Origin of the sequence: Legionella lytica, from assembly GCF_044626755.1 — a bacterium.
Classification (GTDB): Bacteria; Pseudomonadota; Gammaproteobacteria; order Legionellales; family Legionellaceae; genus Legionella; species Legionella lytica_A.
Genome location: NZ_JBGORX010000002.1, coordinates 439,537 through 459,335 on the forward strand (window position 1 = coordinate 439,537; position 19,799 = coordinate 459,335).

The window sequence follows — 19,799 nt, forward strand, 5'->3', positions numbered from 1 at the left end:
TTTTGCTAATAAAAACAGCCCATGAAAAATTTTCATTAAATATTGGATTATTTTAATTTTTTTGCCTACGCTAAAACAGCAATGCGCGTACTAATCTAAGGCGTTTTTTATCAAAGGAATTGATAATGAATATTTTGAAAATACAAGTAATGAGAGGCCCTAATTACTGGTCAAACTATCGTAAGCAACTCATCGTAATGACGCTTGATTTAAAACAATATGAAGAACTTCCTACAAATTGTTTACCTGGTTTTAAAGATAAATTACTTAGTTATTTGCCAGGTTTAAGAAAAGATTTTTGCTCCTTAGGCTACGAAGGTGGCTTTGTCGAGCGTATGAAAGAAGGTACCTGGCTAGGACATGTTATCGAGCATGTTGCTTTGGTAATGCAATGTGAGGCCGGTATGGATTGTGGCTTTGGCAGAACCTATGGAACCGATAAACATGGGGTTTATGAGGTTATATTCTCCTATGAGTTGGAAAAAGCGGGCCTTTATGCTGCCTATGCGGCAGTGAATTTGGTGAGTGCTCTAGCTGAGGGAAAAGAATATCCATCCTTTGCAGAGGATCTCGCTCATTTAAAAGAAATAAAAAGAAGCGAAGGATTCGGTCCCAGTACGCAAGCCATTATTGATGAGGCGCGGAAAAGAAAAATTCCTTATAAGCGTCATAATAATTCTTCCTTGATTACATTGGGTTATGGACGAAATCAGCAAAAAATATGGACCGCTCTTACCTCTAAAACCAGTTCCATCAGTGTGGATATTGCTGCTGATAAAGAATTCACCAAACGTATTCTTGAGGAGCATTTTGTTCCTGTACCCCCAGGACTTACCATTGAAACAGAGAGTGAATTACCTCGCGCTATTGAGCAATTAGGTTATCCGCTAGTGATTAAGCCTTTTGATGGCAATCATGGTCGAGGAGTAACGACTAAGATCCATGATTACGAAAAAGCCGTTTTTGGTTTTGCTTTGGCGAAGGAGATTTCCGATAAAATTATCGTGGAACGCTACATTGCTGGTAATGATTATCGCTTCTTAGTCGTCAATCATAAGGTTGTTGCGGTGGCCCAACGGACCCCGGCGTTCGTTGTTGGTGATGGCCTATCCACCATTGAACAATTGATTCAGGTGGCGAATATGGATCCTAATCGTGGTGATGAACATGAAATGTCATTAACCAAGATTAGGATTGATGAAAGTACGCTTTCAATTCTTGCTCAGCATAATCTAAGTTTGCACAGCGTCTTAGCTTCTGGGCAAATTGCTTACTTAAAGGAAACAGCAAATTTAAGCGCGGGTGGCACGGCTACTGATGTGACCGACAGAGTGCATCCGCAAAATTTATTTTTCGCTGAGCGTGCGGCAAAACTCCTCAATTTAGATATTTGTGGTATTGATATTGTTTCTCCCAACATTCAAACACCGCTTAATGAAAATCACGGCGCTATTATTGAGGTTAATGCTGGTCCTGGTTTACGTATGCACCTGGCTCCTACCTATGGCAAAGCAAGAAATGTAGCTGAACCTATTTTGGATATGCTTTATCCTGAACCTGCGGAGGCAACTATCCCTATCGTTGCGGTCACTGGCACTAACGGAAAGACTACGGTGGTGCGTTTAATTGAGCATATGGCACAGCGCGCGAATTATGCTACGGGGGCGACGACAACCGAAGGGATTTATGTAAATACTAAATTAATTTATCAGGGGGATTGCAGCGGTCCCTTAAGTGCGGATGCGGTCTTGCGTGATCCTGGTGTTGATTTTGCCGTTTTAGAATGCGCGCGGGGTGGCATTTTGCGCTCTGGTTTAGGCTTTGACGAGTGTGATGTCAGTATTATTACTAATATTGGCAATGATCACTTGGGGCTCAATGGCATTAGCACGCTGGAAGAATTAGCTAATGTTAAATCCGTCGTTGCCCTAAGCACCAAGAAAAGCGGTTTTGCGGTTTTAAATGCGGATGACCCCTTGGTTTATGCTCTGCGTTCGCAGTTGGATTGTAAGATTGCTTTATTTGCCCTCTCGGAAAACGCAGCGATTCAAGCGCATTGTGATGCCGGTGGTTTAGCCGCTTATATTAAAAATGGCTACATCGTAATTCGTAATGGCCATAAGCGAGAAATTTTAGCCGAAGTTAAAGAAATCCCGCTAAGCTTTAAGGGAATGGCTACGAGCATGATTCAGAATATATTGCCAGCAGTGCTTGCCGGGGTTGCTTGTCAATTTTCTTTAGCAATGATTTGCGATACCGTATTTAATTTTCATCCCACTCCGGAAAATTTGCCAGGCAGAATGAACCTCTTCCATTTGCCCAATAACTGCGATGTATTAGTGGACTATGCGCATAATGAAGGAGCATTCTTAGAGTTAAAAAATTATCTGGATAGTATTTATCGGAAGAAAAAGATAGGCATTATTGGGATGGCAGGGGACCGTCGTCCAGAGGATTTTCATGTTATTGGCTGTCATGTTGCCTCCATGTTTGATGAAATTATCATTCGTCATGATGGCGATGGCCGTGGGCGAACGAACGATGAAATTACCGAATTGTTATTAACTGGAATTAAACGTTCACATGCTAGGCCTACCATTAAGATTATTTCAGATGAAGTCGATGCCTTGGAAACTGTGTTGGATGGTAACTGTGCGGATACCTTTATATTTTGTGCTGTTGAAAATGTATTTCGTGTGACCGGCCTCATGCGCGAAAAAGTAAAAGACGCTTATGTACAAAGTGAGGCTTATGATGATACCCAAGGCTAAATTGCTTATTATTGGTGGGGCAGAAAATAAAGGTGATGCTCCACCTGATGTTTCTGAGCAAAGAAAAGAATTTAGACGTTATGAAATTTTGAGTGAATTATTGCCTCCATCCAATAAAAAAATCGAAATTATTACTACGGGATCGGAAATTCAAAATGAAGTAAAAAAAGACTATGAGCAAGTTTTTCAAAATATGGGTTACGGTAATATTGATTTTCTCCCAATTAAAAAAAGAGCGGAAGCGCGAGGAAAAGAGTACTTGAAACGGGTTGAGCAAGCTGGAGCCATTTTTTTTACTGGCGGTGATCAGTTCCGTTTATCGACCATTTTAGGGGGAACCCCAATAGTTGATATGATTAAAGCGCGTTATTATACCGACAGTGACGTAATTATCGGCGGCACCAGCGCCGGAGCGATGGTTATGTCTTCGGTTATGATTATGGGTGGCGGTTTATCGGAAGCCTTAATTTATCGTAATTTATCCACCTGTTCCGGACTTGGTTTTTTACAATCCTGCATCATCGATACTCATTTTATTAAGCGAGGGCGTTTTAGTCGTCTTGCGCACGCCATTATTATGAACCCCGAACAATTAGGTATTGGTTTGGGGGAGGATACGGCCTTGGTGATAAAAAATGGCTCTGATGCAGAATGTTATGGTTCGGGAATGGTGGTCATCATTGATGGCAGGGATATTAATCAAACCAATATCACTGACGTTGATGCAGGGGAGGCTGTCTTTGTGGAGAATCTCAAGGTACACCTTTTAGTTAAAGGTTGCCAATTTTCTATTAGTCATCGGGCATTGAAAAATCCGGCGATTCCTGCGGAAAAAGAATAAAGTTCGAGGGAGCTTATGAACAAGATTGCGATCGCAGTACATGGTGGGGCAAGCGAAGACAGTGGCTTTTTACGTGAGAATCAGCGCGAGGTTGAACTGGGCTTATCTCTGGCGGTAGAACGAGCCTATGCGGTGCTGGAAAAGCGAGGGAGTGCATTAGATGCTGTCGTTGTTGCGGTGCAAGTGCTGGAGGATAATCCCTTATTCAATGCCGGCTGTGGTGCAGCTTTAAACTGTCACGGTGAAGTCGAAATGGATGCCTCCATTATGGAGGGAAGTTCGCTACAGGCTGGGGCAGTATCCATGGTTGAGTGCGTTAAAAATCCGATAAGTCTTGCGCGGTTGGTGATGGAAAAAACGTCCCATGTATTTCTTTCTGGTTATGGTGCATTAGAGTTAGCTTCGGATTATCAGCTTCCTTTGGAGCCTAAGTCTTATTTTATCACACCGCATCAATATGAAGCATTTCAACGTTTATTCTTAAGCGAAAGCAAGGAAGAACGGCGTAATAAAAAATTGACCGGTACTGTCGGTGCAGTTGCTTTAGATATGTATGGCAATATTGCGGCGGGCACTTCAACTGGTGGGGTAAGCAATAGCCTTCCGGGACGTATTGGCGATAGCTGCATTATTGGGGCTGGCTGTTATGCCAATAATGAGACCTGCGCGGTTTCAGGTACTGGGGTGGGGGAATACTTAATTCGCGGCGTGGTTGCGCATACCATTTCGATGATGATGGAATTTAATATGCCATTGCAGCAAGCTTGCGACCATGTGGTTCACGAGCGTAATCAGCGTTTAAAAGGGGAAATGGGCGTCATTGCTTTAAATCGTCAGGGGGATTTTGGCTTTTCTTTTAATTCTGAAATTATGAAAAGAGCGTGGAAAAGTACTACAGAAGCGTTACACGTAAAAATTGATCAATAGCCTTGCAGCCATCCGGTAATGGGAATGCTCTTTCTCACCTAGGCGAATAATAGATATCTCGGGCAGGCTCTCAGCAGAACTATTTAGCTATTCGCCAATTTCTTATGAGACGTGTTCGAGTATTTTTTCAATAGCTTATAAAAATCTTTAGCTTCCAGGGGGTGGCTGAAATAGAATCCTTGCATGATGTGGCAGCCGTTTTCTTTCAAAAAGTTGACCTGTTCCATGGTTTCCACCCCCTCTGCCAGGCATTTAATTTCCATACTATTGGCTAAGGCGATGGTGTTACACACAATATTACGGCTATCGACGCTGACATCGATATCCTGAATAAAGGATTTATCAATTTTAATCTGATCTACTTTAAATAGTTTCAGATTACTAAATTCAGAATAACCGGTGCCAAAGTCGTCAATAGCTAAGGAGATACCCATTTCCCGGAATTTATTCACAATGGGGATGGCTTCATTTTTAAAGGCTTCTGACTCGGTTAGCTCTAATTCCAGATACTTGGGGTCCACGTCTTGGGAGGCTAATATTTCGGCAATGCATTCGACCAGATTTTGTTGCGCTAATTGCCTTGCTGATAAGTTCACCGACATTTTGAAATTGGTAAAACCGCTCTTTTGCCATTTTTTTAATTGCAGGCAGGCGGTGCGCAATACCCACTCGCCAATGGGGATGATCATGTTATTCATTTCCGCAATGGGGATAAATTCTATTGGGGATACTTTGCCTAAGATGGGATTTTTCCAACGTAGCAGCGCTTCTGCACCACAGATGGCTCCGGTCTCCAGATCAATAAAAGGCTGATAGTTTAAGGTTAATTCATTTTTCTCAATCGCACGATAGAGTTGATTTTCTATGTTGAGTTGGCGAGTGGCATCGGCATTAATCATGGTGCTGTAAATGCGGACACTATTGCCCCCGTTTTGCGCGGCTAAAACCCGTGCGGCCTCGGCGTTGGTGATCAAGGTATCGGCATCACGACCATTGAGTGGAAAGATGCTGACGCCAATGCTTGCAGTTAATTTCAATTCTTGCTTTGCAACGTATACGGGGTCTTTGATTACCGCAAAAAAATCATGCACGCTGGTGCTGATATCCAGTTCATCGGAAATCGCATCAATTAAGATGACAAAGACATCTTGGCGTAATAAGGAGATGAAATATTGATTATTTTTGCCAAAGAGTAGTGCAAAACGTTGGGCAATGCGATGAATAATGGTCGCAGCTGCTTGATGGCCAATACTGTCATTGATTTTTATCATGCCATTGAGGGAAAAGCAGGCGATTGCAAAACTATAATGATTGTTCATGGCATTTTCAGTGGCGAGATGGATTTGCTCATAAAGTAAACGCTCATTTGGCAATTCGGTTAACAAGTCATGGGTTGCCTGGTAGGTAACTAATTTTAATGAAGTTTCTAGTTCCTCTGTACGTTCTTTTACGCGTTGTTCCAGAATCGCATTCATGCTGGTCAATTTTGCCATCAGTAATTCATTTTCATAGCCTAGACGTACGACCTGGCGAATGATTTTATTGCCAATAAAGCAGGCGATGATCATGAATAGCCCCAAGATCAAAAAAGCCGCGGTAATGGGCATGTTGATGTGATGACTGTCTGCAACACTTGGAGAGAATGCGATATGATAAAGAATAGTGGGTGCCAGTAAGCAGACAATACTGGAAAGCCCCATGGTCAAATCCATTGCTGTTGAGAATGAAAAACAAATTAACACGGCGGATAAAAAGATAATGGTTGTGAGTTGTTGTTGGGGGCCATTCATAAATAAGATGCCGATACTACCCCAGATCAAACAGATGGTGATGAGCAAATAGAAGAATCCTTGGCGGCATTTACGGATTTCTGTCAACGTAATCCGATTGTATTCAAAACGAAGCCCCCACATGACATTGAGTAAATTGGCGGCGACTAATGTGACGTACCAATAGATGCTTAATCGTGATTCAGCTGAATTATACAGCGCCAGAACATAAAGGAAGGCTCCTATTATATTTGCAAATGCACCAAGTTTAACCATGCTATGAAAAGAGAGTGATGTTTCAAACTCTATTTTTTTATCAATTTCTCGTTGTTCACTTAATGTTAACTGCGGTGTTTTAGTGAAATTATGTTTATTAAGGGGCTTAGACATTTGTGATCCTTGCCTCATACGAAAAAAATCCATGAGCGCTGTTGGGTTTAATCAACATAAAATAACTTATGCAGATTAAATCGCTTTTTTTAAGTATAGCGTAATCAGCAAAAAAGCAAGAAAATTAAAATACCTTATTTTGAGGGTGCTTATGCAGATACTCCTATCCAGCGCGTAGGAGGCTGGATACAGCGGTCAAAGCCACGGTAATTCGGGGCATTATTAGCCGCTTAAAATTCTATATCCCCAGCCATATTAACGCCGCAGCAAACAATCCTGCCGCAGGAACGGTTAATAACCAGGAAAAGAAAATTCGCCGGATTACATCCCAATGAGCACCTTTACAGCCTTGAGTAAGCCCTACCCCGGTTATGGCTCCGGTTACGGTATGGGTGGTGGAAACCGGTACCCCAAAATGGGTGGCGATAAATAAGGTAATCGCTGCACCACTTTCTGCAGCACAGCCCCTCATGGCGTTAAGGCGGGTAATTTTAGTGCCCATAGTATGGACAATACGCCAGCCACCAAACAAGGTACCTAGACTAATTACGGCCTGACAGGAAATGACTACCCACAAAGGAACATAGAAGGGGCCTTCCAGCCAAGCATTGGAAAATAACAAAACGGCGATGATACCCATGGTTTTTTGGGCATCATTACTACCATGCGTTAAACTGAGCAAGGCGGAGGTACACAATTGAGCACCACTAAACCATTTTTTTATGCCGGCTTTACGTCGGCGTGGGAATAGTTTTTTCACGCTGTACGTAATGAGTAGACCCACAATTAAACCTAGCATGGGAGAAATAAAAATACCGCCAATGACCTTAGCGAAACCGGCTATTTTTAATGAAGCAAAACTACTTTTAGCAACGGCGGCTCCGGCCAAACCACCTATAAGCGCATGCGATGAGCTTGAGGGGAGGCCATAATACCAGGTGGCTAAATTCCAAAATATAGCCCCAAGCAAGGCGGCCAAAATTACATGGGTATTAATAATCTGGGGATCAACCAGCTCTTGGCCAATTGTTTTGGCTACCGTTAAATTAAAGACCAAGAAGGCAATAAAGTTAAAAAATGCAGCCCATATAACGGCTTGCCGCGGGCTAAGCACTTTAGTCGTCACAATGGTGGCTATTGAATTGGCTGCATCATGAAAACCATTGATAAAGTCAAAGCAAAATGCAACAAAAATTACAAACAGTGTAAGTTGGGTGGCATGATCCATATACAATGACGACTCCTGTCTTTAGCGTTGCTATATATGGTAGCTACTGTGCGTCATCAACTTAGATACCATGCTCATTATTCGTTTAATCGGAGTAGGAAGTTCAATCCCCCCTGATTCTATTGCCATTGTTGCGTGTTGTTCTTCATCTGTTTGCATTTGTTGTAGTATAGCTTGCGATTTTTTATCTTGCGCCGGTAATTTTTGCAAATGATGTTTTAAGTGAGCGGTTACTTGGCGTTCGGTTTCGGCAACAAAACCCAGACTGACCTTGTCTCCTGCAAGTCCTGCTAAGGCACCGAGCACAATGGAGCCACTGTACCATATTGGGTTAAAGATACTGGGCTTAGAGCCTAATTCATAGAGGCGCTCTTCACACCAAGCAAGGTGATCCACTTCTTCGGCGGCAGCATCACTCATTTGTTGTTTGATGTGTGTCAATTGCGCAGTTAAGGCTTGTCCCTGATAAAGGGCCTGGGCACATACCTCTCCGGCATGATTAACCCGCATTAAACCGGCAACATGTTTTTTTTCTCGCAAGCTTAGTGGGGTGTCTTCGATTTCCACTGCTGGAGAGTTTCGAGTACTGACTCGTTTGTGGGGGGGCAATACCGTGCGTAGCGCGTTGTCTACTTCAGATATAAGGGCATCAAAAAAGCTCATCGTGCGCATAATCGTTTTAGCTAAGAGAAGTTTGTCATATATTAGCTGAATGATGTCTGCTTTTAAACTATTCTAATGATGATGCGCAGGTGAAATGCGTTGATACTATCTAAATTTTTATTAAAAAAAACTCGCACCTTCGTAAGGAGGTCTTAACTTAGGGCAAGAGCGCTTAAGTTTGTCATTATGGTTGCTATTCCTACAAAGCTTAAGAAAATATTAAGTGTTTTTATGGCTGATGAATTTTAAATCATTTATACTAGATAATTCTGGACTTCTCGGCATTAGGATTGGCATGTTTTTTTGCGTTTTTTAGATTAATATACAAAGGGTTAGTTCAATGATAAACCTTAAGGCCGCTTACCAACATAATATAATTGAACTATTTGAATCACAGGCACAGCGGGTGCCGCAGTACCTTGCTATTAGTGAACGCGACAAGAAACTTAGCTATAACTCCCTCAACCAAAAAGCGAATCAGTTGGCGAACTGCCTAAAAAAATACCAAGTGGGGGCCGGTGAGTTTGTGGGCGTCTTATTAGAGCCCGGAATCGATTTTATTGTCAGCGTGTTGGCGATAGTCAAATTAGGGGCGGCTTATCTACCCTTAGATGCTCTGGCTCCTTCAGGCCGATTGGTCGAACTCTTAGACGATGCTCAGCCGAAAATGGTTATCACTAATGAACAATACCTCTCGCTAATTGGCGAAGATAAAACAAGTGTTCATCTCATCAAAAATTTGAATATAGAATCCATTAGTTTTTCGCGAGAAAACCTGGCTATCCCTATCGCGCCCGATGCGCCCTTATATATGATGTACACTTCCGGTTCTACGGGGAGGCCTAAAGGAGTTATTGTTCCGCATCGAGCCGTTGTTAATCTGGTGAGCGCACAAAATGATTTTCGTTTACATGCTGGAGAGGTCATTGCCCAGTATAGCAATCTTGCCTTTGATGCCAGCCCCTTTGAGGTATGGAGTGCTTTACTTAATGGGGCGAATCTAGCCATTGTTCCTTATGCAATTCGCACCGAGCCGGCGCAGCTTAAACAGTTTATTGCGGAGAAACAGGTGCGCTATTTATGTTTGCCTACTGGTTTTTTTCATCAATTGATTAAATCGGCAGTGGCGACCCTGGATGCCATTCGCGTCATTGTTTTTGGTGGTGAACAAGTTAATGTCGGCTTATTAAAAAAATTTTTAGCCTATCGTAAAGAACAGGCTTTAGCCATTGACCTGATCAATGGTTATGGTCCTACAGAGGCCACGGCGTATGCCTGCCGACAGCGCATCGATGAACACAGTCTGTTGCCCGATGATTTACTCTCTAGTATTGGTACACCCATTAATAATGTAAGGCTGTACGTACTCGACGAAAATAAACAGCCAGTGACTGAGGGCGAACTGTATGTCAGTGGCATTAATTTAGCGCTCGGTTACCATAAGGCCCCCAAACAGAATGCTGAAAAATTTATTGTCAATCCTTTTTGTCAGAACGAGCCGTTCCAGCGCTTATATAAAACCGGTGATCGGGTACGGCAGCTTGCTTCTGGGGAGTATCTGTTTCTAGAGCGTTTTGATGATCAGGTTAAAATTGGTGGTTTTCGTATTCATTTGAGTGAAATAGAAACGCAACTCATGCGTTTTCCTGGCATTAGCCTGGCCGCGGTTAAAGTTGAACTGGGCGGTAGTTCTCACAAAATGCTTACCGCCTATATTATTTTATCCACGCGAGAGACGGTGGTCAGCGCTGATGAGATTCGCAATTTTTTAAGTACGGTGTTGCCTCCTTATATGTTACCGGCCAAGTACGTTAGGGTGGAGGATTTACCGCTGACTTTGGTCGGAAAGGTGGATAAATCCAAGTTGGACACCCTACCGCATACGGATTTGTCATTCTATGTGGATACTTCTTCATCCAGCATGATTGAAGAGGCGATCAAAAAAATTTGGCAGCATTTATTAAACCGTAAAGTTATTGATGTTCATAAAAATTTATTTGAATTAGGTGCCAGCTCCTTACTTATTGCGGAGGCATGCAGCAAGATCAATAAAGAATTACAATCGGAGCTGCAAGTCGCGGATATTTTTTCACACCCCACTATTTATAAATTAAGTTGTTATCTTGAGGGACAAATCGAGATCCCCGCGGTAAAAACCATTAAAGACGTGGTGAGCAATGAAGTGGCCATTGTAGGTATGTCTTGCCGTTTTCCCGGAGCTAATTCGCTACAGCAGTATTGGGATAATTTATGTTTAGGCAAGGAAAGTTTACAACGATTTGAGCAAGAGCAACTAACAAACCAAGCCAGCAACCTAGCTGAAAAGCACGTTGTTCCTGTACGCGGAATTCTCCGCGGCATTGAACAGTTTGACGCCAACTTTTTTGGTTTTAACCCGAGTGATGCACAGATTGCTGATCCGCAACAAAGGATTTTGCTGGAGTGTGCTTGGGAAGCATTCGAACATGCGGCCATTGCCCCAGACAAATTAACGACGCAAGCGGTTAGTGTTTTTGCGGGCATGTCGGACAGTACTTATTTGCAAGAGAATCTCTTAAAAAACACTTGGTTTACTAAGGAACATGATCTGTTACAACAGCGCATTGCTACTAGTGCAAGCATGCTCAGCACACAAATTTCCTACCGCCTCAATCTCAAAGGCCGTAGTATTAATGTGAATACCTCCTGCTCTACGGGTTTAGCTACGGTAGACCATGCATGCCAGGATTTAATTCTGGGTTACAGTGATATTGCTTTGGCGGGAGCGGCATCGATTGTGGTGCCCCAGACCGATGCTTATGTCTATCAACCCGGGAGTATCGTATCTCCAGATGGGCATTGCCGTCCTTTTTCTGCTGCTGCGAATGGTACGGTTTTTTCCAATGGAGTTGGGGTCGTTATCTTAAAACGCTTAGCCGATGCTCTTGCTGATGGTGATACCATCTATGCTGTAATTAAAGGCCGAGGGGTTAATAACGATGGGTCGGATAAGTTAGGATTTACGGCCCCCAGTACCCGTGGGCAAATGTCATGCATTCGTGATGCTTTGGGGCAGGCACACATAAAGGCTGATGAGGTAGGCTATCTTGAGGCACATGGTACCGCTACCGCATTAGGGGATGTGGTTGAGGTAGGGGCTTTAACCGCGGTTTACCGTGAACAAACAGAACATAGACAATTTTGTTTCTTGGGTTCGGTCAAAGCCAATATTGGCCATACTGATGTAACCTCCGGAATTGCGGGGTTAATTAAGACCGCTTTATGTCTACATCATCGCCAAATTCCTCCTTTGTGTGGTTTCCATAAGCCCAATCCCGATTTATTTTTACAAGACAGTCCTTTTGTGATCAATACCCAACTGCAGGATTGGCCTGCTATGGAAGGTCGGCGCTATGCGGGAGTTAGTTCTTTTGGTGTCGGTGGTACTAATATTCATATGATCTTAAGTGAGCATAGCCAAGAACCCAGTTCTCCGGTCGTTATTAAAGAGCAGCTCTTTATTTTTTCGGCGAAAAATAGACGAGCCCTCCAGCAAAATACGGAAAGGTTAGCACATCATTTAACCGTAGAAGCTCCCGGAATTAACTTGGCTGATGTTGCTTATACCTTGCAAAAAGGACGCGAAGATTATTCCTGGCGTCGCTTTGCGGTTGGGAAAAGCATAGATGAATTAATGTGCAGTTTAAGCCAAACACCCATGGTGCAATGCCCCGAACACTGTCCCAATGTCGTCTTTATGTTTCCCGGGCAAGGGGCACAGTATCATCGTATGGCGATGGAGCTTATGGAGAAAGTTCCTTTCTTTGCGGTGTTGGTCGAGCAGGGGGTAAATCTTGCCCAGAATTACATTAATTGCGATCTGTTGGAATTGATTCGCACTCCAGACGATGTTCGTCTCCACCAAACTCAGTATGCTCAGCCAATTTTATTTATCATTGAATATGCTCTGGCTCAATTATTAATGAGTTATGGCGTGAAGCCCGATGTCCTCATTGGCCACAGCATTGGTGAATACGCTGCTGCTTGTCTGGCCGGTGTTTTTTCTTTTGCCGATGCCATTATTATCGTCTGTGAACGCGGCTTATTAATGGCCAGTGCGGAGCGCGGCGATATGCTGGCAATTGAATGCAGCGCAGAAGAATTTAGGACCTATCAGCACCTTATTCCTATTGAGTTGGCTTTGCATAATGCCAGTAAGCATTGCGTTGCCTCTGGTTCGGTCGCTGAAATCAGCGCGTTGGCCCAGCATTTGTCGAGCGTAGGTACGCGTTATCAAAAATTGCAGGTGAGTCATGCCTTTCATAGTCGTTTTATGGAGTCTGTGGAACGACCATTTAAAGAAATGCTGACAAATATCTCTTTGTCTGCGCCAACGATACCGATTATTTCGAATGTTACGGGCACTTGGTTGTCTGCCGAAGATGCTACGAATCCTGACTATTGGTATCGTCATATGCGCCAAACCGTAAATTTTTGTGCGGGTTTAAATACCGTCCTGGCGGATGCGCGTTCATTCTTTCTTGAAGTAGGACCAGGACGTAGTTTAAGCGCTTTTCTTAGAGAGGTAGCAGGAGGCGAGGTAGCGGGTATTTCTAGGGCGCAGGTTTTAGCCCATCCCCCGACGCAGGCCCGCGATTACCAACAGCTGATGGCGACTTTAGGTGCCTTGTGGCAGCAGGGTATTCCTGTTGATTGGGATAGCATTCATGGGCATGAAAAAAGACAACGTATGCCATTACCTACCTATGCATTTCAACGACAGCGTTATTGGGTTGAGCCAGATAATGTAATGTCGGGGACGAAAAGTAGGGAGCAAATCTTTGTTCCGGCTTGGTCGCATCACCCCGCCTATTTACAGTCTACAGCGCTTCATGCCGATGAGGTTGCGGCACATAGTTGGATTATCATTCATGAGCAACAAGGATTGGCAGCGCAACTCGTCGATTTCCTGCGCGCGCATGGAGTAACTCCGATCGTGGTTTATTTCTCTAATGAATATGTGGCCCATTCCGCATCGCATTTTAGTATTAAGGCGAGTGAAAAAAAACATTATGAACGTTTATTTAAAGTCTTAAAGAATCGCCTACAACGTCCGATTGTGGTGCATGCGTCTTCTTGTGATAATAACGCAGATACCCTGCTGCATCATGAGGAAGTCGAGCAGCAATTGGCGCTTAGTTTTCATAGCCTGCTTTATTTAACCCAGGCTTACTTGCAACAGGTTGGTGAGCAAATTCCGTTACACTGTGCGTTACTAACGCGCGGGACGCAACAGGCACTCGGTACTGAAGCCATGGTACCTGCGAATGCCAGTTTAATCGGGGCTTGCCGGGTGATTATGCACGAACATCCCGCCTTAAGATATCGGGTCTTTGATCTGCAGGCTGATGAATTAATCACTGAGAGTCCACGGTTAGTGAATGAACTGGTGCGGAGCTGCATGCAGGATGAATGGGAACGCCATCGTCCGATTATTGCCTACCGCCATGGTTTTCGCTGGGAGCTCGCCTATACTGAAAGTAAGACTAAACTGACCAAGAATCGCTTTAAAGATGAGGGTATTTACCTGGTTACGGGTGGTATGGGTGGCGTTGCTTTTAGTTTATGTGCGGCTATTGCCAAAAGCGTCGCACGGCCGACATTTATTCTTTTATCCCGTAGTCCAGTTATTGCCCCCGCAACATGGGGTGCTATTTTGCAGAATGGCCAGCATCCCTTATATGCCAAAGTCAGCCGCTTACAGCAATTGCAGGATTTGGGCGCAAAGCTTTTTTGTCATCAGGCTGATGTGAGTCAGGAAGGACCTTTAGCTAATGCCATTGCCTATTACCAACAGCAGTTAGGTCACATTGATGGCGTCATTCATGCGGCGGGTATTGCTGGGAGTGGCTTGGTACAGTTAAAAACTAAAGCCAAGGCTGATGCTGTATTAGCACCTAAGCTGCTGGGTACTTATAATTTAGCACGTGCCTTGCACGGGGCCTCGCTGGATTTCGTGGTTTTAATTTCTTCCCTAGGGGCAATTACCGGCGTACCAGGGCAAATTGATTATTGTGCGGCTAATGCCAGTTTGGATGCCTTTGCTGGTGCGGGGCTGTTTTCTACTCCGTTTATGTTGTGTTTGAATTGGAATAGCTGGCGTGAGGTAGGAATGACGGTGGAAACCCAACGCCCGCATGATGTGCACTATTTGGGGCGTGGTAATGATATTTCGCCTCTAGAGGGGCAGCAATTATTTTTACAGGCAATGGCGCGTTCTCATCCTCAAGTCATCATTTCTAATTATGAACCGGAACGCTATAGCATGATGTTATTGCAATCCCCCCTGCAAGCGCCAATGCCACAGCCGAAAATGACGCGCCATGATTTGAATGTGAGCACTCGTTATGCAGTGTCCAGCAATGAGCTTGAGTCGCAATTGGCACAATTATGGCAGGATAATTTAGGCATCGAGGAAGTAGGTATTCATGATGATTTTTTTGCGTTAGGAGGTTACTCCCTCAAGGCATTAAGTTTGATTGAAAAAATAAATAAAACTTTTGTGGTTTCGGTATCGCTACACCATTTGTACACAGCGCCCACGATTAGGCAACTCGCTCAACTCATCCAGACAAATCAAGAGTGTAGATAAGAAAGTATTGGGAATAAATAGATGAATATAACTCGACAAGAAATACCAAATTTTGGTAAGGCCTATGATTTACTCAATGTATCTTTTATTATCCTCAATCAACAATTGCATATTGATTACCTTAATGATGCAGCGGGCACTATTTTGTGTTTAACACCAACGCAAAATAGCGCCAAGCAGTCTTTTTTTGAGTTATGGTCTACTTTAAAACTTCCCGCGCTATTAGATGAGCATGGCAAAATAATTAATCAAAACCCGATTGAAATTAATGGGGTCTTTCTTAGTTGGAAATGCCTTGTGGCGCGCGTTGATCATGAGGAAAAACTTTTCCTGCTGGGGAAAGACGTTACCGAGAAGGAGCGTATGTTCCAATCAATGGAAAGTGCTTGTGAGCAGATTTTAGGTTTTAAATTTAAGCAACGATACGCACTGCCTTATTACATTAGTGAAGTGTATAACTATTTAAATGGGATTATTAATAAAATCCCATGCTATGTTTATTGGAAAAACCGGGATTTGCAGTATATTGGCTGCAATCAGATGGCCGCCAATTTCATTAATTTGCAATCGACTGAAGACATCATTGGCAAGACGGATTTTGATGTGTTTCATGATTGGGAGTTAGCGAAAGAGTATCGTGCCACTGACGAACATATTTTTGCCACCGGAAAAGCGGTAATTAATCAGCCGGGCGAATTGGTTAATGATGCAGGGGATGTGATTCATACTTTGGTGAGTAAGGTTCCTATTTTTAATCAGGCCGGAGAGGTTATGGGGCTTGCGGGGATTTCGGTTGATGTAACCGATTTAACCAAAGCGCAAGTATCTTCAGAATTGGCCAACAAAGTTAAAACGGAATTTATTGCCAATATGAGCCATGATATTCGTACTCCCTTAACCGGCGTCGTCGGCATGGCCAAGCTCTTAGAGGATAATCTAAGTGATGCCTCACAAAAGCAATATGCCCATTGGCTTGGTGAAAGTGGTACGCAATTGCTTTCCATGCTGAATGGAATTTTAGATGTCGTGTCAGCCGACAATGAGAATGAGGCAGATGTGCATGCGGAAGTCTTTGATTTACGGCAATTAGTGCAGAACATCGAGCAGCTAGAACGCCCCTCGACCTTAATTAAAGGCTTGGATTTGGTGGCTCGTATTGATGAACGCATTCCCGCATGTTTAAGTAGTGATGCGACTAAAATTCATCGCATTTTACTTAACTTATTGGGCAATGCGATTAAATTCACCCAGGCCGGGCGAGTGGAAATTACCTTAGACCTTATCGAACAAACAGCAACGCAGGCGCGGATTCGATTTCATATTGCTGATACGGGCATTGGTATACCTGCCGAGCTACAGGATAAAATATTTGATCGTTTTTATCGGGGAACCCCATCCAGTAAAGGCACTTATACCGGACATGGAGTTGGTTTACATATTGCCCAATCTTATGTGGAGTTGCTGGGGGGGAAAATTCAGGTAAGCAGTGAGCTTGGCAAAGGAACCACTTTTTATTTTGATCTGTTATTGAACATTGCCGAGTCTGAACTTAACCTAAGCCCTGCTCAGGTAGCTGAGAGCGATACCCTGGCGAGTGGTAGGGGAATTAGGGTAACGGCTGAGTCTTATAAATTATTGTTGGTTGAAGACAATAAAATTGCCTTATTTACCCTAGAAAATCTAGTTAAGCTTGCAGGCTATCAATTCACGAGTGTGATGGATGGTGAAAGTGCCTTACATCTGGCACAAACTCAACGCTTTGATTTAATTATTACTGATCTAGGATTACCGGGTTTATCGGGCATTGAGTTGACGCGAACAATTCGTGGACTTGAACGTGCGTTTCATAAAGAGTCGATGCCCATCATTGGTTTAACAGCACATTCAGAAGACAAGATAAAAAGAAGTTGTTTAGAGGCTGGAATGAATGAAGTATTCACCAAACCGATGACCATCGACGTGTTAGCGAGAATAAAAACGACTTATTTCGCTGAAACGCTTGCTCCGGCGCTCCTTACCAAGAAATCCAAGCTAAAAATGGCAGGGCGATACTCGCATTTGTCAGCCGAAGAGGAGTACTTATTTCACTTAGAGAGCTATAAGCTTTTTAATGTGCAACGAGCCTTAGAGGATATGGGGGGGGATATTAATCTACTTAAAAGCATTTTAACTTCAATTATTGATAAAGAAACTCCTGCTGATTTACTTGAACTTGAGTCCGCACACCGCCAAAACGATTGGCAAATGGTGCAAAAATTAGTGCATCGTATTAAGAGTGGTTTTGTCTATTGTGGCGCGGAAAAACTGGTACAAGCTTGCCAACATTTAGAGCGCTATCATAAAGCAGGGCATAGTTCTTTGTTGGAAGCATTATATAAACAATTGTTGGCAGTGGTCGAGGAAACCAGGGAAGCGGTACGAGCTTGGTTATTAATTAATTGATTTAATTTAGTTCACCGTAATTCCCTATGTGGGAGATGATGTTAATGGCCGTGTTGACCTATTCGCAATGACTTTAGTTTTTTATTTAATTTTAAGGGTTCTGTACTACTCAAAACATCGATAAAAACCATGATCGGCATAATTGAGTAAGGCCTTATCATGAACGCTATCGCCATAGGCATAAAGCTCATAGCTCTCTCGTGCCGCATACTCCTTTACAAATGCTTCTACTTTTTGCTGGCCAATACAATACTTATTGCGCATCCTGCCGGTGCTTTTATTACTGCGTAGATCAAACTCCAGTTCCGTACAAATTAGGTGCTGAAACTGATATTGTTTGGCTAAGGGCTCGAGATAAATATCCCAGCCCCCGCTAATTAAAATACAGCGATGTCCTTGCTGCTGATGAAACTTGAGACGCTCCATCGCTTCTTTACGTAATTTCTTGAGCAGCACTTGGTCGATAAACTGCAGGGCTTGCTCATCGAGCTCCTGGCGATCTCGGCCTTTTAAGATAAGGCTATCAAGATAATCATGCCAACTTAAGCACTCTGCTCCTGATTGCCTGGTGCTTGAGTAAGCAATACTCGATGCCAGGCTACTTAGCATTTTCGGTAAACCAGCTAAGTAGTTTAAAAAGAGTAGCCTACTTGGCAGGCCCCTAGTTAAGGTCCCATCAAAATCAAAAAGTGCCAGTACTTGTTTATCCATAATGCCTCATTAAAAAGGTAAGACCAACGATGGGTTAATAGCCGTAATTAATTTGCCAAACAAATCTTTAATATTTTGCATGGCAGGATACGTTTTTGCTTCAAAGCGCAGAGTTAAATAAGGTCCAGTATTGGAGGGACGAACCAGTCCCCAGGCATCGTCATGCTTTATCCTCAGTCCGTCGATCTGCACCAGTTCTCCTCCTATGTACATGGGAGCATGAGTAATTAATTGCTTCATGAATTCTTCTTTGTGCTGTTCTTCAATATCAATTTTTAATTCACTAGTACTTAATGATTTAGGAAATTGCTCAAAAAAGTTATGGCTATCGGCTAAGTGGACACTTAACATTTCCAGGGTACGTGCAGCAGCATAAATACCATCATCGTAGTTTAGCCAGCGATCGTTAAAATAGAAATGTCCGCAATACTCACCCCCGATTGCTGCTTTATGCTCTGACATACTCGACATGATATGTGCCATGCCAGTGCGCGTCATGATTGGACGTCCTTGGTGGGCGAGGATGTATTCATTTAAATGTTGAGTGCATTTAATATCAAATACTACACCTGCATTGGGCTCTTTTTTCAGCAAGGCATCAGCAAAAGCCAGTAGCAAATAATCTGAAGGAATAATACAGCCTTGATTATCCACAATACCTAAACGATCGCCGTCACCATCAAAGGCTACACCTAGGTCTGCGTGTTGTTCCACCACGACTTGCCGTAGGCTGGTTAAATTTTCTTCTACAGAGGGGTCTGGATGATGGTTGGGAAAGCTCGATTGCACGTCGCAATATAAGGGGATCATTTCACAACCCAAGGCGGTTAATAACTGTGGGGCCACATGTCCTGCCACCGCATTACCACAATCGACTACCACGCGTAGTTTTTTAATGGGGCCGGTACGTTCTTTAACGAGACGGATGTATTTATTAATTATTTGTTCCGCAGGATATTGCACTACCTTGCCACGTCCTTCGTGATCAAAGATAAACTGTTCATCCATAATCCGTTGGTATAAACCATAGAGCCTGTCGCCATAATAATTCTGGTCGGCCAAGGTTAGTTTTAAGCCATTATAATCTGCAGGATTATGGCTGGCAGTAACCATTAATCCAGAATGGCATTGCAAATCAAACATGGCAAAATGCAATATTGGTGTGGGTAAACAGCCAATATCGATGACTTGGGTACCACTTTCTAATAAACCTTTAATCAAGGATTCTGCAAATGCTTCGCTGCTTGCACGGCTATCGCGAGACAGTAAGAGTGTATGTAATCGGTGAACTTCTTGTAGTTCACTGCCAATCGCCACCCCTAAGGTATAATAAGTGTTTTCATTTAAGTCTTCGCCAACTTTACTGCGAACATCATATTCCTTGAAAATTGATAAAGGGGGCTTTATTAGGTACGACTTGCTCATA

General features: G+C 43.3%; 10 protein-coding genes. 5 read left to right on the plus strand and 5 right to left on the minus strand.

Translation table 11 applies throughout. The annotated features are described in order from the left end of the window. The first annotated feature begins 125 nt into the window (after window positions 1-125). The 3 genes from cphA to ACD661_RS09170 are packed head-to-tail and all read left to right on the plus strand — an operon-like array spanning window position 126 to window position 4,539. The gene (cphA, locus tag ACD661_RS09160) at window positions 126-2,771 is read left to right on the plus strand and encodes a cyanophycin synthetase (protein ID WP_400187560.1); all 2,646 of its coding nucleotides are present in this window, start codon (window positions 126-128) and stop codon (window positions 2,769-2,771) included. Continuing rightward, the gene (locus tag ACD661_RS09165) at window positions 2,752-3,612 is read left to right on the plus strand and encodes a cyanophycinase (RefSeq protein ID WP_400187561.1); all 861 of its coding nucleotides are present in this window, start codon (window positions 2,752-2,754) and stop codon (window positions 3,610-3,612) included. The genes cphA and ACD661_RS09165 overlap by 20 nt, the downstream gene beginning before the upstream one ends. A 15-nt stretch (window positions 3,613-3,627) precedes the next feature. After that, window positions 3,628-4,539 carry an isoaspartyl peptidase/L-asparaginase family protein gene (locus ACD661_RS09170; RefSeq protein ID WP_400187562.1) on the plus strand — a complete coding sequence of 304 codons (912 nt, stop codon included), beginning with the start codon at window positions 3,628-3,630 and terminating at the stop codon, window positions 4,537-4,539. A gap of 83 nt (window positions 4,540-4,622) precedes the next feature. Here the strand turns inward: ACD661_RS09170 and ACD661_RS09175 are convergent, their stop codons facing one another. The 3 genes from ACD661_RS09175 to coq7 all read right to left on the minus strand — a co-directional run bounded on the left by ACD661_RS09175 (window position 4,623) and on the right by coq7 (window position 8,598). Continuing rightward, window positions 4,623-6,698 carry a putative bifunctional diguanylate cyclase/phosphodiesterase gene (locus ACD661_RS09175; RefSeq protein WP_400187563.1) on the minus strand — a complete coding sequence of 692 codons (2,076 nt, stop codon included), beginning with the start codon at window positions 6,696-6,698 and terminating at the stop codon, window positions 4,623-4,625. Between the two features lie 238 nt (window positions 6,699-6,936). Continuing rightward, window positions 6,937-7,926: an inorganic phosphate transporter gene (locus ACD661_RS09180; protein WP_400187564.1), complete on the minus strand. Its 990-nt coding sequence runs from the start codon at window positions 7,924-7,926 to the stop codon at window positions 6,937-6,939. Between the two features lie 30 nt (window positions 7,927-7,956). Then, entirely contained in the window at window positions 7,957-8,598 is a 642-nt protein-coding gene (coq7, locus tag ACD661_RS09185; protein ID WP_400187565.1) for a 2-polyprenyl-3-methyl-6-methoxy-1,4-benzoquinone monooxygenase, read from the minus strand. Between the two features lie 331 nt (window positions 8,599-8,929). Here coq7 and ACD661_RS09190 point away from each other — a divergent pair, with 331 nt between their 5' ends. Then, entirely contained in the window at window positions 8,930-15,220 is a 6,291-nt protein-coding gene (locus ACD661_RS09190; RefSeq protein ID WP_400187566.1) for an amino acid adenylation domain-containing protein, read from the plus strand. A 21-nt stretch (window positions 15,221-15,241) separates the two neighbouring features. Beyond that, window positions 15,242-17,662 (plus strand): ATP-binding protein, encoded by a 2,421-nt coding sequence (locus tag ACD661_RS09195; protein ID WP_400187567.1) that lies wholly within the window; start codon window positions 15,242-15,244, stop codon window positions 17,660-17,662. A 105-nt stretch (window positions 17,663-17,767) separates the two neighbouring features. On the opposite strand, the gene ACD661_RS09200 is transcribed toward ACD661_RS09195, so the two are convergent. Together ACD661_RS09200 and ACD661_RS09205 are read right to left on the minus strand one after the other, a co-directional pair. Next, window positions 17,768-18,373: an HAD family hydrolase gene (locus tag ACD661_RS09200; RefSeq protein WP_400187568.1), complete on the minus strand. Its 606-nt coding sequence runs from the start codon at window positions 18,371-18,373 to the stop codon at window positions 17,768-17,770. A 9-nt stretch (window positions 18,374-18,382) separates the two neighbouring features. Continuing rightward, on the minus strand, window positions 18,383-19,798 hold the full coding sequence (locus ACD661_RS09205) for a phosphomannomutase/phosphoglucomutase (RefSeq protein ID WP_400187569.1): 1,416 nt from the start codon (window positions 19,796-19,798) through the stop codon (window positions 18,383-18,385). Window position 19,799: the final 1 nt, after the last annotated feature.

What these genes read in the sequence shown, in the direction of transcription:
- cphA (WP_400187560.1), top strand. Translation starts at nt 126, where the DNA reads ATGAATATTTTGAAAATACAAGTAATGAGAGGCCCTAATTACTGGTCA.
- ACD661_RS09165 (WP_400187561.1), top strand. Translation starts at nt 2,752, where the DNA reads ATGATGATACCCAAGGCTAAATTGCTTATTATTGGTGGGGCAGAAAAT.
- ACD661_RS09170 (WP_400187562.1), top strand. Translation starts at nt 3,628, where the DNA reads ATGAACAAGATTGCGATCGCAGTACATGGTGGGGCAAGCGAAGACAGT.
- ACD661_RS09175 (WP_400187563.1), bottom strand. Translation starts at nt 6,698, where the DNA reads ATGTCTAAGCCCCTTAATAAACATAATTTCACTAAAACACCGCAGTTA.
- ACD661_RS09180 (WP_400187564.1), bottom strand. Translation starts at nt 7,926, where the DNA reads ATGGATCATGCCACCCAACTTACACTGTTTGTAATTTTTGTTGCATTT.
- coq7 (WP_400187565.1), bottom strand. Translation starts at nt 8,598, where the DNA reads ATGCGCACGATGAGCTTTTTTGATGCCCTTATATCTGAAGTAGACAAC.
- ACD661_RS09190 (WP_400187566.1), top strand. Translation starts at nt 8,930, where the DNA reads ATGATAAACCTTAAGGCCGCTTACCAACATAATATAATTGAACTATTT.
- ACD661_RS09195 (WP_400187567.1), top strand. Translation starts at nt 15,242, where the DNA reads ATGAATATAACTCGACAAGAAATACCAAATTTTGGTAAGGCCTATGAT.
- ACD661_RS09200 (WP_400187568.1), bottom strand. Translation starts at nt 18,373, where the DNA reads ATGGATAAACAAGTACTGGCACTTTTTGATTTTGATGGGACCTTAACT.
- ACD661_RS09205 (WP_400187569.1), bottom strand. Translation starts at nt 19,798, where the DNA reads ATGAGCAAGTCGTACCTAATAAAGCCCCCTTTATCAATTTTCAAGGAA.